Here is a 14,541-nt window from a genome sequence, read left to right as displayed (position 1 = left end):
CTCGCGTCGCGCCAGGAGATTGCGTGTGAGGCCATCGTACCGCAGATCCTGCGCCTGTCAGGCGGGACATTCGACGATCCTTGCGCGAGACTGGCGCCCTGCTCGTTCCGAACGTTTGGGGGCCGTGCGATGCGCGTTCTCGTCCTGGGTGGCGGCGTTGTGGGTGTGACCTCGGCCTATTACCTCGCCCGGGCCGGGCACGAGGTCACGGTGCTCGACCGCCAGCCCGGCGCGGGGCTGGAGACCAGCTTTGCCAATGCGGGCCAGGTCTCGCCCGGCTACTCGGCCCCCTGGGCGGCCCCCGGCATCCCGCTCAAGGCCATGAAGTGGCTGATGATGCGCCACCGGCCGCTGGTGCTCTGGCCGCAGCTCGAGCCGCGCCTCTACGGCTGGCTCGCCCGGATGCTCGCCAATTGCACGCAGGAGGCCTATCAGCGCAACAAGGGCCGCATGGTCCGCCTCGCCGAGTTCAGCCGCGACGCCCTTCGCGACCTGCGCGGGGAGACCGGCATCGCCTACGACCACCGCGAGAAGGGCACGCTCCAGCTCTTCCGCACCCGCAAGCAGCTCGACCATGTCGGCGACGACACCCGCGTCCTCGACGCCTACGGGGTCGCCTACGAGGTGCTGGATCCGGAGGGCTGCATCGCCGCCGAGCCCGCGCTCGCGCGGGTGAGGGACACGTTCGTCGGGGGTCTGCGCCTGCCCGGCGACGAGACCGGCGACGCGCACCTCTTCACGCAGCGCCTCGCCGCCCTCTGCGCGGACCGCGGCGTGCGCTTCCGCTTCGGGGTCGCGGTGGCGCGGCTGCACCACGAGGCCGGGCGCGTCACCGGCGTCGAGACCGCCACCGGCGAGGTGCTGCGGGCGGAGGCCTACGTGGCCGCCATGGGCAGCTACACGCCCGCGCTCCTGCGCCCCCTCGGCCTGTCGCTGCCGGTCTATCCGGTCAAGGGCTACTCGCTCACCCTGCCGGTGACGGACGAGGGCTCGGCCCCGGTCTCGACCGTCATGGACGAGACCTACAAGGTCGCGATCACGCGGCTCGGCGACCGGATCCGGGTCGGCGGCACGGCGGAACTGGCGGGGTTCAGCCAGGCGCTGCGGGGGCCCCGCCGCGCGACCCTGGAGCGCTCGCTGACGGACCTGTTCCCGGCGGGCGGCGACCTCTCCCGGGCGACGTTCTGGACGGGCCTGCGCCCGATGACCCCGGACGGGACCCCGATCGTCGGCGCCACGGCCTACGGGAATCTCTACACCAATACGGGGCACGGGACGCTCGGCTGGACCATGGCCTGCGGCTCGGGCCGGATGCTCGCCGACCTGATCACGGGCCGCCACCCGGAGATCGCGCACGAGGATTTCGCGGAGCGGCGCTACCGCCGGGCGGCCTGAGGCGTCCGGCACGGAACTTGGGTATAAGGGGCGCGAACCCGCCCGCGCCCGGTGGCGCGGGATCCCAGGATGAAGCCCCGTGTCCCACCCCACCTCCCTCCCCGCGCGACCCGCGTGGTGCGCCGGGACGCGCTCTGCTCCGGCGAGATCGTCGACCGCATCGTCCTCGACCACGGCGAGCGGCACCGGCGCCGCGTCGCGCTGCGCGGACTCGGCGGCCTCGCCTTCCTGCTCGACCTCCCCGAGGCGACCGTGCTGGAGGACGGCGACGCGCTGCGCCTGGAGGACGGGCGGCTGGTCTGGGTCGAGGCGGCGCCGGAGCGGCTCCTCGAGATCCGGGGCGCCTCGCCCCGCGCCCTCGCGCGCCTGATCTGGCACATCGGCAACCGGCACATCCCGGCCGAGATCGGCGAGGACGCGGTGTTCATCGCCGAGGATCACGTACTGGCCGCCATGGTCGAGGGCCTCGGCGGCACCGCGACCCCGGTGGTGCGGCCGTTCCGGCCCGAGGGCGGCGCCTATGCGGGGGGCCACTCCCACGGCCACCCTCACGACCACGCCCATGGATGAGGCGGACCCGGGCGAGGCCGAGGCGGCCCAGGCTGAGGCGGCCCAGGACGGGGCCGCCCAGGACGGGGCCGCCCGCGACGCGCTGCTGCTGCTGTCCTGGCTCTCGCCCGGCTATCCGGTCGGCGCCTACGCCTATTCGCACGGCCTCGAATGGGCGGCGGAGGCGGGCGACGTGCGCGACGAGGCGAGCCTCGGCGCATGGCTCGCCGATGTGCTGAGCCACGGGGCCGCCCGCAACGACGCGATCCTGGCGGCGCACGCGCACGGGGCGGGCCTCGCGGGCGATCCGCGGGCGGCCGAGGCCCTGAACGACCTCGCGCTCGCGCTGGCGCCCTCGCGCGAGCTGCACCTGGAAACCAGCCAGCAGGGCCGCTCCTTCCTCGACGCCACCGTGGCGGCCTGGCCGGCGCCTGGGCTGGAGGCGCTCGCCACCCGCCTGCCGGGCCCGGTCGCCTACCCGGTCGCGGTCGGGCTCGCGGCCGGGGCGCACCGGATCGCCCGGCGCAGCCTCGTCACCGGCTACCTGTCGGCCTTCCTGCAGAACCAGGTCTCGGCGGCGTTGCGGCTGGCGCCGGTCGGCCAGAGCGCCGGCACCCGGGTCGTCGCGGCCCTGAGCCCCCTGGTCGCGGCCCTGGCGGCGGAGGCCGAGGGGGCGCCCCTCGACGCGCTCGGCGCCGCGACCCTGCGCCTCGACCTCGGCAGCTTCCGGCACGAGACGCAGTACAGCCGCATCTTCCGCTCGTGAGCCGGCCGCTTGACAGCGGGACCGCGCCGCCGCTTCATGCCGATCGTCGTAACGTTATAACGTACGGTATGCCGATGTCGCCCGCTCCGTCCCCCGCCTCCCCGTCACCGTGCTGTCCGGCTTCCTCGGCGCGGGCAAGACCACGCTCCTCAACCACGTGCTGAACAACCGGGAGGGCCGGCGCGTCGCCGTGATCGTCAACGACATGAGCGAGGTGAACATCGACGCCGATCTCGTGCGCGCCGCTTCCGGCCTGTCGCGGACCGAGGAGACGCAGGTCGAGATGACGAACGGCTGCATCTGCTGCACCCTGCGCGAGGACCTGCTGCGGGAGGTGCGCCGCCTCGCCGAGGAGGGTCGCTTCGACTACCTGCTGATCGAGAGCACCGGGATCGCCGAGCCGCTCCCCGTGGCGAGCACCTTCTCGTTCCGGGACGAGGCCGGGGCGAGCCTGTCGGACGTCGCGCGGCTCGACACGATGGTCACCGTCGTGGACGCGGTGAACCTGCTGCGCGATTACGGCTCCCACGAGTTCCTGCGCGAGCGCGGCGACGCGGCGGGGCCGGAGGACGCCCGCACCCTGGTCGATCTGCTGGTCGAGCAGATCGAGTTCGCGGACGTCGTCGTGGTGAACAAGGCCGAGGACGTCGGCGACGCGCAGCTGACGCAGGTGCTCGCGGTGATCCGCGGGCTCAACGCCGATGCGAGGATCCTCACCGCCGCCCACGGCCGCGTGCCGCTGGACGCTGTCCTCGACACCGGCGCGTTCAGCGAGGAGCGGGCGGAGCGCCACGCCCTCTGGTTCCGGCAGCTCCACGCGCCGGAGACCCACACCCCGGAGACCGAGGAATACGGCATCGGCTCCTTCGTCTACCGGGCGCGCCGGCCGTTTCATCCGGAGGCCTTCGACCGTTTCCTGCGGCGGACCTGGCCGGGGCTGATCCGCGCCAAGGGCCATTTCTGGCTCGCCACGCGACCGGACCTCGTGGGGGAGTTCTCGCTCGCCGGGGCGATCGTCCGCACCGGGCTGATGGGCCGCTGGTGGGCGGCGATCCCGCGCCGGCACTGGCCGGACCACCCCGAGTGGCGCCGTCTCTTGAACCGGCACTGGAGCGCCGTCTGGGGCGACCGGCGCCAGGAGCTCGTCATCATCGGCATGGGTCTCGACGAGGCCGCGATCCGGGCGGATCTCGACGCCTGCCTTGTCGGACCGGTCGGGGTCACCCGCTTCCGGCCGCAGCTCTACCGCGACCTGCCCGATCCGTTCCCGGCCTGGGACACGGCCGCCTGACCATGGGGCTGACCTCCCTGAAGGAGTGGCGGGCGCGGGCGGCCGCCCACGCGGCCCGGAGCGCCGCCCTCAAGGCGCTGCTCGCGCCCGGCCTCGGTCTCGGCCCGCGGGACGCGCTCAGCGTCACGGAACTCGCCTGCGCGGATCCGGGCTGCCCGGACGTGGAGACGATCGTGCTGGTCATGCGGGAGGGCGAGCCCAGCCGCGCCCTGCGCATCCCCCGTCCGCTCGCCGAGGTGGAGGAGGCGGACATCGCCGCCCTCTGCGCCGAGGAGCGGCGGCGGGCCGGATCCCCTCCCTGATGCCGGCCGGTCCGCCGCGTTGCCGGGCGCGCGCCGCGATGGCAGGGTGCGGGCGGCGCCGGCCTCCCGGCCCCTCGACCCGACACTCGCGGACATCCTCCGGCGCGGCAGCATGACGACACCTCACCACGGCCCCCTGCGGGTCGGCATCGGCGGCCCGGTCGGGTCGGGCAAGACGGCCCTGATGGAGGGTCTCTGCAAGGCCCTGCGCGGCCGCTTCGACCTCTGCGCCATCACCAACGACATCTACACCAAGGAGGATGCGCGGCTGCTCACCGTGGCGGGCGCGCTCCCCGAGGAGCGGATCATGGGCGTCGAGACCGGCGGCTGCCCGCACACGGCGATCCGCGAGGACGCCTCGATCAACCTCGCGGCGGTGGCCGAGATGCGCCGCCGCTTCCCCTCCCTCGACCTCATCCTGATCGAGTCGGGCGGCGACAACCTCGCGGCGACGTTCTCGCCCGAACTCGCCGACCTGACGCTCTACGTCATCGACGTGGCGGGCGGCGAGAAGATCCCGCGCAAGGGCGGTCCCGGCATCACGCGCTCGGACCTCCTCGTCATCAACAAGACCGACCTCGCGCCCCTGGTCGGCGCCGACCTCGCGGTGATGGAGGCCGACACGCAGCGCATGCGCGGCGGGCGCCCCTACGTCTTCACCAGCCTGCGCCGGGGCGACGGCGTCGAGGCCGTCGCCCGGTTCGTGATCGAGGCGGGCGGGCTCTAGGGCAGCGCCCGATCAGGGTGCGATCGGACGCTGCTCTCGGCCGTTGATGGCGCCGCATGGTCCGACGCGGCGGCATCCGCTTCGTCGGCACATGCTCCAGGCGCTACCGCCCCGGCCGCGCCGGGTAGACCGGCCCCGCGAAGGGGGGCGCCTCCACCCGGCGGCAGACATAGACCTCCTCCTCCGGATGGCTCTCGATGGCGAAGCCGGCCGCGCGCAGCATCGCCTCCGTGCAGGCGCGGTTGGGCGCCCACCAGTTGGTCGGGTCGCCCGCGTAGGAGCGCTCGATGAAGTGCAGCTTCGGGTAGTCCGGCCGGTCGAAATGCTCCATCTCGAAGAAGTCGTAGTCCGGCGCGACCTCCGCCACGGTCCTGGCGCCGCGCTGCATCGACTGGAACACCAGCATGTCCGCCGCCGCGTGGGCGTGGATCAGGTCGAGGGCGAGGAGCGGGTGGCGCAGGTGGTAGAGCACGCCCATGAACAGGACGAGGTCGAAGCGCTCGCCGAGCGCCGCCACGTCGTAGACGGAGCCCTCGCGGAACTCGATCTCCGCCCCGAGGGCCTCGGCGGCGAAGCGGGCCTGGGCGAGGTAGTCGGGATCCTCGTCGAGGCCGAGCACGCGGGCGGCGCCCCGGCGCTTCATCTCGATCGCGTAGAAGCCGCCATTGCAGCCGATGTCGAGCACGCTCTTGCCGGTGAGGTCGGCGGGGATCGCGTGCGCGAAGCCGCGCCACTTCACGGTCGGGTAGTCGCCGAGGAAGTGGTCGGGCGCCGTGAACAGGCCCGGCGCGATCTCGATGTTGTGGAACCAGGGGCCGAGCGACGCGGCCCGGTCGCGCAGGTCGTCGAGCCGGCTCATGCCGCAACCCTCTCGTTGATGCGCTCGACCTTGGCGCCCCATTCCCCCAGGATGACGGCGCTGACCGAGGCGGGACTGACCTCGAACCGTCCCATCGCGTCCGGGGCGAGGCCGAGCGCGTAGGCGAGGACGAGCTTGATGACGTCGGCGTGGCTGACGAGGGCGAGGCGCGCCTCGCCGTGGCGCGCGCGCAGCGCCTCCAGGGTGCCGACGGCCCGGGCCTGCGCCTCCAGGACCGTCTCGCCGCCGGGGGGCCGGGTGACGTGCCGGGCGGTGTTCCAGTAGGTCCAGCGCGGATCGCCGTGCAAGTCCTCGAAGCTGCGGCCGGACCACTCGCCGAAATCGATCTCGTTCAGCCCCGGCAGCGTGTCCACGCCGAGGCCCGCCGCCGCGGCGATCGGCGCGGCGGTCTCCTGGGCGCGTTCGAGCGGGCTGGCATAGACGGCGTCGAGCCGCTCCGGCGTGAGCCGCAGCGCCAGGGCCCGCGCCTGCGCCCGCCCCTCCTCGCCCAGGCGGATGCCCGGCATTCGCCCGCACAGCGTGCGGTCGAGATGGCCGTGCGCGGCGTGCCGCACGAGGAAGAACGTGGTCGTCATGCGGCCGAAACCCTCCCGCCTGCCGTGGGAGAGATACTCCCCACGGGTGCCGAAGGCAGATAGGCGCGCGCGGCGCCGTGGCCATGGGCGGGCCGGCCTTCGCGGCGTCGGAGCGCGGTGGGCGAGGCCGGGCGCCGGCCCGCCCGAGCGCCGGCTCACAAGCCGATCATCGCGGCGATGAGGTCCGCCCCCGCGGCGGCCGAGCGCTCCCCCGCCGCCACGGCCCGCTCGGCCTCGGCCGTCCGCGCCCGCACCTCCGCGCTGCCGACGAGGCGCTGGTGCAGGCGCTCGTGCACCATCGCCCACATCCACTTCACGTCCTGCGCCCGCCGCCGCGCCGCGAGTTCGCCGGAGGCCGTCATCTTGGCGCGGTGGTCGAGGATCGCGGCCCAGAGCCCGTCGAGGCCCTGATTGGCGAGCCCGGAGATCGTCACCACGGGGGGCGTCCAGGTGGCGCTCGCGGGCGTCAGGATGTGGAGCGCCGCCCGGTACTCCGCCGCCGCGGCCCTGGCCCGGCGCATCCCCTCCTCGCCGTCCGCCTTGTTGACCGCGATCATGTCGGCGAGTTCGAGGATGCCCTTCTTGATGCCCTGCAGCTCGTCGCCCGCCCCCGGCAGCATCAGCACCAGGAAGAAGTCGGTGAGGTCGGCCACCGCCGTCTCCGACTGGCCGACCCCGACCGTCTCGACCAGGATCACGTCGAAGCCCGCCGCCTCGCAGAGCAGCATCGTCTCGCGGGTCTTGGCGGCGACGCCCCCGAGCGTCCCGGACGAGGGCGAGGGCCGGATATAGGCGTTCGGATCGACCGCGAGCCGCGCCATGCGGGTCTTGTCGCCGAGGATCGAGCCGCCGGTGCGGGTCGAACTCGGGTCGACCGCGAGCACCGCGACCCGGTGGCCCTGCGCCGTGAGGTTGGCGCCGAGCGCGTCGATGGTGGTGGACTTGCCGACCCCCGGCACGCCGGTGATGCCGACCCGCACGGCCCGGCCGGTATGGGGCAGGGCCGCGTCGAGGAGGTCGCGGGCGGCGGCGCGGTGATCCGCGCGCTTCGATTCGGCGAGCGTGATGGCCCGGGCGAGCGCGGCCCGGTTGCCCTTGAGGAGTTGGTCGAGGTCGGGAGCCGGCACGCGCGTCATCGGGTCTTTCTGCCGGCTCGCCGCCGCCCCGTCGAGGGCCGCCTTTGGCGGAGCCGCCCGGCGCGGGAATCCGGCCCGGCCGCGCGTCCTTCGCGGCGGCGAGCCGGCGATCGGTCGGGCGAATGATGCTCCGGCACCGCGCTTCGCCCCGCCGCGGTCAGAATCACCCGCCATCACGCCTATCCCGAGAGCGCGGCCGCGGAGACCCGAACGTGCCTGACGTCCCGATCCTATCCCCGCGGCCGACCCGGCGCGGCCTGCTGCGGCTCGGCGCCGCCGCGCTCGCTGCGCCCGCCCTCGGCGGCTGCCTCGCCGAGGGTCTCGTCACCGGGGCGGGACCGGTGCCGGAGCGGCAATCGGCCCTCGGGGTCAGCCCGGTCCTCCTCGTCGCGACGACCCGGCGCCCCGCCGCCGACCCGAAGGCGCCGCCCTACTTCACCGAGGAGCGCGGGGCCGGCCTCGCCTTCGCGGAGCTGCGCCTGTCGGGACCGGACCGGTCGCTGGTCGGCAAGGTCGCGGCCGCGGTGAGCGGCGACTGGTCGATCGCCTCCGCCCCGCGCATCGAGACCGGGCCGAACGCCGCCACGGCCTTCGCGGATGCCACGCTGGGCCGGGACGTGCTGCTCTACGTGCACGGCTACCGGGAATCCTTCGAATCCGCCGCGATCAGCGCGGCGCGGCTGTCGGACGGCATCCGCTTCCGCGGGGTCTCGGGCCTGTTCACCTGGCCCTCGGCCGGCTCGACCCTCGATTACGGCTACGACCGCGAGAGCGCGCTGTGGTCGCGGGACGCGCTGGAGGACCTGCTGCGCGCGCTGAGCGGCCCGCTCGGGGGCGGGCGCGTCCACGTGGTGGCGCATTCCATGGGCACGCTCATCACCCTGGAGACGCTGCGCATGCTGCGCGCCGATGCCGGCGAGGCCGCGATTGGCCGGATCGGCGCCGTGGTCCTGGCCGCGCCCGACATCGACATCGACCTCTTCACCAAGGGCGTCGAGCGGCTCGGCCCGGACGCGGCCAGGATCACGGTGATCTCCTCCACGCACGACCGGGCGCTCGCGGTCTCGGGCAGCCTCGCGGGCGGCGTGCCGCGGGCGGGCGCGGTGGACCGGGCGCGGCTCGAAGCCCTCGGCGTGCGGGTGGCCGACGCCTCGGATTACGGCGGCGGCCTCATCAACCACGACCTGTTCCTGTCGAATCCCGAGGTGCAGCAGGTCGTCAAGCGCGCGGTGGCACGGGCGGGGTCGGCGGCCTGAGGCCGGCCGGCCGCGCCGCCGTCACGGCTTCGCGCCGGCCCTGGTGACGAAGACGCCCTCGAAGCGCCCGCGCTGCGTGTCGGCGGCGCAGACCACCCGCGAGGTGCCGGGCTCCGCCGGAGGGAAGCGGCAGGAGCCGACCGTCATCAGCGTGTCGCGCAGGACCGCGCCGTCCGGTCCCTTGCTCGTCAGGATCAGCACGCTCACCGGCTGGGTCGCGTCGACTCCGAATTCCTCCTGCCGCTCCTGCGGCGCGCCCGTGCCGCTGAAGGCGACCGCGTTCCCGTCGCTCGACCGGAACTCGAAGATCGTGCGGCGGCCCTCGACGCCGTTGACGAGCTCGTTCGCGCAGGTGGCGCTGGCATCCCGCCCACCGAGCACCAGCGTCTCGCAGGTTCCGGGCAGGACGTTGCGGACGGGGGCCTGCGCCCGCGCCTCGACGAGGCAGGCCAGGGCGGCGAGGAGGGCGCAGAGGAGCAATCGCGGCAGCATGCGGCCGATCTAGAGCATTTTCCGACGAAGTGGATGCCGGTTCGTCGCAGAAAATGCGGCAAGATCAAAGATCGAGAGCAGCACCCGATTGCAACGTGATCGGGTGCTGCTCTAGGCGAGCCCGCGCCGCCGTCGAGGGAGATCCTCGGCCTCAGCCCGGCCCCGCGCCCCGCCCGAGCGCCGCATCCGCCTCCTCCCGGCCGATCTGGCCGTCCGCCACCAGCGTCGCGAGGCCGTGCACCAAGCCCCAGGCGTGGATCGCCGCGGGGCCGACCCGCTCCGGCGGGGTGCCCGACGCCACCGAATCGCGCAGCACCCCGAACGCCTCCGCCGCCCCGGCCGCGAGGGCGGGATGCGCGGCGCGCTCCAGGGAGCCGCCGAACATCAGGCGGAACCGCGCCCGCTCCTTCTCGGCGAAGCCCAGATAGGCGCGGCCCAGCGCCGGGAGTGGCTCGGAGGCGGCGCGCGCCCGGGCGTCGCGCAGCCGCTCAGCCAGGGCGACGAACCCTTCGGCCGCCAGCGCGGCCAGCAGCGCGTCCCGACTCGCGAAGTGGCGATAGGGCGCGTTGTGCGACACGTACGCCGTCCGGGCCGCCTCGCGAAGCGTCACCGCCTCCGGACCGCCCGCCTCAAGGAGCGCCCGCGCCGCCGCCAGCAGGGCCCGGCGCAGGTCGCCGTGGTGATAGGGCGCCGCCCCGCCCCGCCGCGATGTTGACAATGACAACATCCTCCCCGGATGGTGACGGCGCCATCATAGGGCCGGCGCCCCGGGCGGCCACGGCCCCGCGCGGCGGTCCAGCCCGGGCCCGCCATGACGCTGCACCCCCTGCTCACCGCCTCGCCGCTGATCCAGATCCACGCCGCGGCCGCCCTCGCCGCCCTCGGGCTCGGCGCGGCGCAGCTCGTCCTGCCGAGGGGCGGTGCCCGTCATCGCGGGCTCGGATGGGTCTGGGTCGGGTTGATGGCGCTCGTCGCGCTCAGCTCGTTCGGGATCTGGCAGGTGCGGCAGTTCGGGCCGTTCGGCTGGATCCACGGACTCTCCGCGGCGACGCTGGCCTCCCTCGTCGCCGCGGTGGCGCATGCCCGCCGGGGCCGCATCGCGGCCCATCGCCTGACCATGACCTCGCTCTTCGCCGGGGGATTGGTGGTGACGGGCCTGTTCACCCTGCTGCCGGGGCGGATCATGCACCGGGTGCTGTTCACCGACGGGCCGGCGCCCGCCGCCTCACGGGAGGGCGCGGGCGAGCAGGAGGTCCGCCTCCCGCCCGAGATCCGCGCTGCCGAAGAGGGCATGCTCCCCGGCGAGGCGCGTGCGCGCATAGGCCTCGGCGAGGGCGGGGGGCGCTGAGGTCGCCAGGGCCGCCGCCGCCGCGAGGGCGGCGAGGCGCCCGGTGACGAAGCGCGCCCGCGCCGGCGCGTCCGGCGCCGCGAGGCCCTCCGCCACGTCGCGGGCGGCCCGGGCGGCGCCCGGCAGGTCCCGCGCCTCCGCCGCGAGCGCGGCGAGGACGGCCCGCGCCTCCTCGGGCGCGCGGGAGGCCGCGCGCAGCACGTCGAGGGCCATGACGTTGCCCGACCCCTCCCAGATCGCGTTGACCGGCGCCTCGCGGTAGAGGCGGGGGAGCGGATTCTCCTCCACGTAGCCGTTGCCGCCGAGGCACTCCATCGCCTCGGCGACGAGGCCGGGCGCCGCCTTGCAGACCGCGTACTTCGCGGCGGGGGTGAGCAGACGGGCGCGGACCGCCTCGCCCCGGTCGAAACTGGCGGAGAGCCGCATCACGAGGGCGACCTGCGCCTCGACGGCGAGGGCGAGATCCGCCAGCACCGCCCGCATGGCGGGCTGGTCGGCGAGGGGCCGCCCGAACGCGCTGCGGTGGCGGGCGTGGTGGAGCGCAAGCGCGAGGGCCATGCGGCCGAGCCCGGCCGAGGCCACCGCGCAGTCGAGCCGCGTGAGCTGCACCATCGCCAGGATGGTGCGCAGCCCCCGCCCCTCCTCGCCGAGGCGCCAGCCGAAGGCCTCCTCGAACTCGACCTCCGCGGAGGCGTTCGAGCGGTTGCCGAGCTTGTCCTTCAGGCGCTGCAGCCGCAGGGCGTTGACGCTCCTGTCGGGCCGGTGCCGGGGCACCAGGAAGCAGGAGAGCCCGTCGGGAGCCTGCGCCAGGACCAGGAAGGCGTCGCACATCGGGGCCGAGAAGAACCACTTGTGCCCGGTGAGGTGGTAGACGTCGTCGCCCGCGGGCCGCGCCGCCGTGGTGTTGGCGCGCACGTCCGTGCCGCCCTGCTTCTCCGTCATCCCCATGCCGAGGGTGACGCCCGCCTTCTCGAACCACGGCCGGAACTCCGGATCGTAGCGGCGGGAGGTGAGGCGCGGCCACCACGCGGCGAGGTGGTCGGGCGCGGCGGCGAGGGCCGCCACCGCGGCGCTGGTCATGGTCATGGGGCAGAGATGGCCGCTCTCGACACCCGCGACGGCGTAGAGGCGGGCGGCCCGCGCCACGTGGCCCCGGCCGAACGGCAGGGCCGGCGCCGCGCCGTCCCAGAGCGAGGCGTGCAGGCCCGCCCCCACGCTCGCCCGCATCAGGGCGTGATAGGCGGGGTGGAACTCCACCCGGTCGGCGCGGCGGCCGCTCGCGTCGTGGGTGCGCAGCCGCGGCGGATTCTCGTTGGCGAGGCGGCCGCCCTCGAGGCGCTCCGCCGCGCCCCACTCCGCCCCGAAGGCGGCCAGCCCGGGCTCGTCGGGATCGACCCCGTTCGCCCGCAGGGCGCCCCGCAGGGGCGCGTCGGCGGCGATCAGGTTCACGTCCGCGAAAGGCGTGCTCTGGTTGAGGACGTCGTGGGTCGCCATCCGGGCCATCCTGCGGGCCGCGGGCACCGGATGCAATCGAGCCGCCTGCCTCGCTCGCCGCGGCCGAGCGCCTCCGGGCGGCATTCGTGGCGCTGGCGATCCCGCACGCGGGCGGCGGCCGCTCGGAGGTGGTGACAGTGAGCCTCGGGGTCGCGGCCGGGCATGCCGGGGCCGTCTCCGTCGAGGAGCGCGTGCGAGGGGCCGACGCGGCCCTCTACGCGGCCAAGCGCGCCGGTCGCGACCGCGTCGCCCCGCCGCCCTGGACGGCCGGGGGGCGTGATCCGAAATCCGACGGATTGCGTCGCAATGCGGATTTCGGCTTCGCTCAAGCGCCGCGCGGGCTCGTGATCCGACGGATTGCGGCGCAATGCGGATTTCGGCTTCGCTCAAGCGCCGCGCGGGCTTCTCAGACGCTGTCCGGACGTGATCGTCCCGACAGCGTCTGAGACCCCGGCCTCACCCGGAGGCCGGGACGGGCACCCGCGCGGAGAGCAGCCGCTCGATCACGGCGTAGAGGTCGGCCCGGGAGAAGGGCTTGCCGAGGCACTCGTCCATGCCGGCGGCGCGGCAGCGCGCCACCTGCTCGGGCGTGACGTCGGCGCTCAGCGCGACGACCGGCACGGCGCAGTGCGGCGCCGCGAGGGCGCGGATCTCCCGGACCACCGCGAACCCGTCGGTGCCGGGCAGGCGCATGTCCAGGAGGACGAGGTCGTAGCGGCCCGTCGTGGCGGCGGCCAGGGCGGCGTCTCCGTCCCCGACCACGTCCACGTGGTAGCCGCCCCGCTCCAGGAGCACGCGCCCGAGTTCGCGGTTGATCGCCACGTCCTCCGCGAGGAGGAGCCGGGCAGGTGCGGCGCGCGCGGATCTCTCCGGAGGACCCGGGGCCCGCGCCGCGGCAGGAAGCTCGGGCGGGAGATCGAATTCGAGCCAGAAGACCTCCTCGTCACGGTCCGACGCGGTGCCGGTCCTCCCCTGCATGAGGGCGATCAGGCGGCCCGCGATCGAGACGCGCAGATTCCTGCCGCCCAGCCGCGTTCCGCTCGCGGGCGGGAGGAGCCGCTCGAAGTCCCGGATCCGGCCGGCCCAGCCCCGCGTGCCCGGCCCGGTCAGCGAGAATCGGACCGCGCCCGGCGCGGATCCGTTGCGGATCACCACGCGGATACGCTCGGCCGGCGGGCCGCCGAGCAGGTACAGCAGCACTTGGCGCAGGCGGTCCGGATCCCCGCGACGCCGCGGCGCGACGGCGGGATCGATCTCGACCTCGATCTCGGCCCCGCCGGCGTGGCGCAGCAGCATGCGCAGTTCCGCGGTCAGGGCGTGCAGGGCAAAGCCGCGCGGGTCGAGCTGAACCAGGCCGCCCTCGATCCGGGCGAGGTCGACGACGTCGTCGACGATGGTGCAGAGGCTGGCGGTGGCGGCGCCGGCGGCCTCGACGTAGCGGCGCTGCGTCGCCGTCAGACCGGATTGCGCGCCGAGGAGGTCCACGTAGCCCTGCACGACGTTGAGGGGCGTGCGGAGCTCGTGGCCCATCATGGCGAGGAAGTCGGCCTCCGGGCGCGGCGCCGGGGCGGCCCGCTCCCCGGGGCCGAGCGGCCGGCAGAGGATGACGTAGCGCTCGGGCTGCGGGCCGTCGGGCAGGGAAAGCAGCGCGAGGCCGATGCGCGCCGGCCGAGCCTCGCGCGAGTCCGCGGCCTCGCGCGGGCAGGGCAGGATCGCCTCGCCCGCCCGTCCCTCCCGCAGATCCTCGAGCAGCGCCAGGCAGGCCGCGCGGACCGCCTCCGGCAACACCTCCTCGACGCGGCGGCCCGAGACCGCCCGCGGCGGGCCGCAGCCGACGAGGCCGGCCCAGCGAGCGCTCACGAAGGTCAGGCGAAGCTCCCCGTCCAGGAGCGCGACGCCCTCCCCGCTCGCGCGCAGCAGGGCCGCCAGGATGCTCCGGCCCCGGGCCTCCTCCCAGGACCGGGCCGCCAGATCCCGCTCGAGCTCGCGCGCGGTCGCGGCCAAGGCCCGGTTCTGGCACGTCAGCCGGCCGATCGCCGCGGCGGCCGCGCAGGCGAGGGCGGCGAGGGTCGCGGCCAGCGCCGCCGGCCCGGCGATCTCCAGCTCCTTGAGGCCGACCTCCAGCAGGCGATTGTGCTCCAGGAGCTGCAGGAGCGCGAGCGCCGCCACCACGGCGAGACCTGTGAAAGCGCCGGCGAGAGGCAGCGGGAAGCGCATCGGGGCCGTCCGAGGGTCCGAGACAGCGTGACCCGTTCACATATGTTATCAGACATTAACCCTGCGTTATAGCACCTGCGGGTTGCATCGGCGCAGATCACGTTGCGGTCGGG

General features: G+C 74.8%; 15 protein-coding genes and 1 pseudogene. 9 read left to right on the top strand and 7 right to left on the bottom strand.

Features of this window, described 5'->3' with window-relative positions; all coding sequences use genetic code 11:
* Nucleotides 1–129: 129 nt before the first annotated feature.
* The 6 genes from QA634_RS10755 (at nt 130) to ureG (ending at nt 5,030) form a co-directional block, all read left to right on the top strand.
* Complete coding sequence (locus QA634_RS10755; protein ID WP_012331993.1) at nt 130–1,395, top strand: D-amino acid dehydrogenase; 1,266 nt, start codon at nt 130–132, stop codon at nt 1,393–1,395.
* A gap of 69 nt (nt 1,396–1,464) precedes the next feature.
* Nucleotides 1,465–1,965 carry an urease accessory protein UreE gene (locus QA634_RS10750; RefSeq protein ID WP_283027489.1) on the top strand — a complete coding sequence of 167 codons (501 nt, stop codon included), beginning with the start codon at nt 1,465–1,467 and terminating at the stop codon, nt 1,963–1,965.
* Complete coding sequence (locus tag QA634_RS10745; protein WP_012331991.1) at nt 1,958–2,710, top strand: urease accessory protein UreF; 753 nt, start codon at nt 1,958–1,960, stop codon at nt 2,708–2,710. Before QA634_RS10750 ends, QA634_RS10745 begins: the two co-directional genes overlap by 8 nt.
* 109 nt (nt 2,711–2,819) lie before the next feature.
* Nucleotides 2,820–4,001, top strand: coding sequence for a GTP-binding protein (locus tag QA634_RS10740; protein WP_012331990.1), 1,182 nt, complete (start codon nt 2,820–2,822; stop codon nt 3,999–4,001).
* Nucleotides 4,002–4,003: 2 nt separating this feature from the next.
* Nucleotides 4,004–4,303 (top strand): hypothetical protein, encoded by a 300-nt coding sequence (locus tag QA634_RS10735; RefSeq protein WP_012331989.1) that lies wholly within the window; start codon nt 4,004–4,006, stop codon nt 4,301–4,303.
* A gap of 112 nt (nt 4,304–4,415) precedes the next feature.
* Nucleotides 4,416–5,030 (top strand): urease accessory protein UreG, encoded by a 615-nt coding sequence (gene ureG, locus QA634_RS10730; RefSeq protein WP_012331988.1) that lies wholly within the window; start codon nt 4,416–4,418, stop codon nt 5,028–5,030.
* 103 nt (nt 5,031–5,133) lie between these two features.
* Here the strand turns inward: ureG and QA634_RS10725 are convergent, their stop codons facing one another.
* From QA634_RS10725 to meaB, 3 genes are all read right to left on the bottom strand, one after another.
* Entirely contained in the window at nt 5,134–5,889 is a 756-nt protein-coding gene (locus QA634_RS10725) for a TIGR04290 family methyltransferase (RefSeq protein ID WP_012331987.1), read from the bottom strand.
* Nucleotides 5,886–6,485, bottom strand: coding sequence for a histidine phosphatase family protein (locus QA634_RS10720; RefSeq protein WP_012331986.1), 600 nt, complete (start codon nt 6,483–6,485; stop codon nt 5,886–5,888). The genes QA634_RS10725 and QA634_RS10720 overlap by 4 nt, the downstream gene beginning before the upstream one ends.
* A gap of 155 nt (nt 6,486–6,640) precedes the next feature.
* On the bottom strand, nt 6,641–7,621 hold the full coding sequence (meaB, locus tag QA634_RS10715; protein WP_012331985.1) for a methylmalonyl Co-A mutase-associated GTPase MeaB: 981 nt from the start codon (nt 7,619–7,621) through the stop codon (nt 6,641–6,643).
* A 212-nt stretch (nt 7,622–7,833) separates the two neighbouring features.
* Here meaB and QA634_RS10710 point away from each other — a divergent pair, with 212 nt between their 5' ends.
* The gene (locus QA634_RS10710; protein ID WP_012331984.1) at nt 7,834–8,877 is read left to right on the top strand and encodes an alpha/beta hydrolase; all 1,044 of its coding nucleotides are present in this window, start codon (nt 7,834–7,836) and stop codon (nt 8,875–8,877) included.
* 21 nt (nt 8,878–8,898) lie between these two features.
* Here the strand turns inward: QA634_RS10710 and QA634_RS10705 are convergent, their stop codons facing one another.
* Both QA634_RS10705 and QA634_RS10700 read right to left on the bottom strand, forming a co-directional pair.
* A complete protein-coding gene (locus QA634_RS10705) occupies nt 8,899–9,369 on the bottom strand; it encodes a hypothetical protein (protein WP_012331983.1) in 471 nt (156 codons plus the stop codon).
* A 151-nt stretch (nt 9,370–9,520) separates the two neighbouring features.
* Entirely contained in the window at nt 9,521–10,087 is a 567-nt protein-coding gene (locus QA634_RS10700) for a TetR-like C-terminal domain-containing protein (protein WP_012331982.1), read from the bottom strand.
* Nucleotides 10,088–10,180: 93 nt separating this feature from the next.
* On the opposite strand from QA634_RS10700, the pseudogene QA634_RS10695 reads away from it, so the two are divergent.
* Nucleotides 10,181–10,453 (top strand): annotated as a pseudogene (locus QA634_RS10695) (DUF2306 domain-containing protein); the annotation flags it as partial.
* 141 nt (nt 10,454–10,594) lie between these two features.
* Here QA634_RS10695 and QA634_RS10690 read toward each other — a convergent pair.
* Entirely contained in the window at nt 10,595–12,211 is a 1,617-nt protein-coding gene (locus QA634_RS10690) for an isovaleryl-CoA dehydrogenase (protein ID WP_012331980.1), read from the bottom strand.
* Nucleotides 12,212–12,297: 86 nt separating this feature from the next.
* On the opposite strand from QA634_RS10690, the gene QA634_RS10685 reads away from it, so the two are divergent.
* Nucleotides 12,298–12,657: a diguanylate cyclase domain-containing protein gene (locus tag QA634_RS10685; protein ID WP_012331979.1), complete on the top strand. Its 360-nt coding sequence runs from the start codon at nt 12,298–12,300 to the stop codon at nt 12,655–12,657.
* A 10-nt stretch (nt 12,658–12,667) separates the two neighbouring features.
* On the opposite strand, the gene QA634_RS10680 is transcribed toward QA634_RS10685, so the two are convergent.
* Nucleotides 12,668–14,428, bottom strand: a complete 1,761-nt coding sequence (locus QA634_RS10680; RefSeq protein WP_012331978.1) for a response regulator — start codon at nt 14,426–14,428, stop codon at nt 12,668–12,670.
* Nucleotides 14,429–14,541 lie beyond the last annotated feature (113 nt).

This window comes from Methylobacterium sp. CB376, assembly GCF_029714205.1.
In the GTDB taxonomy this organism is placed as follows: domain Bacteria; phylum Pseudomonadota; class Alphaproteobacteria; order Rhizobiales; family Beijerinckiaceae; genus Methylobacterium.
This window is presented reverse-complemented; position numbering and strand designations above follow the sequence as displayed.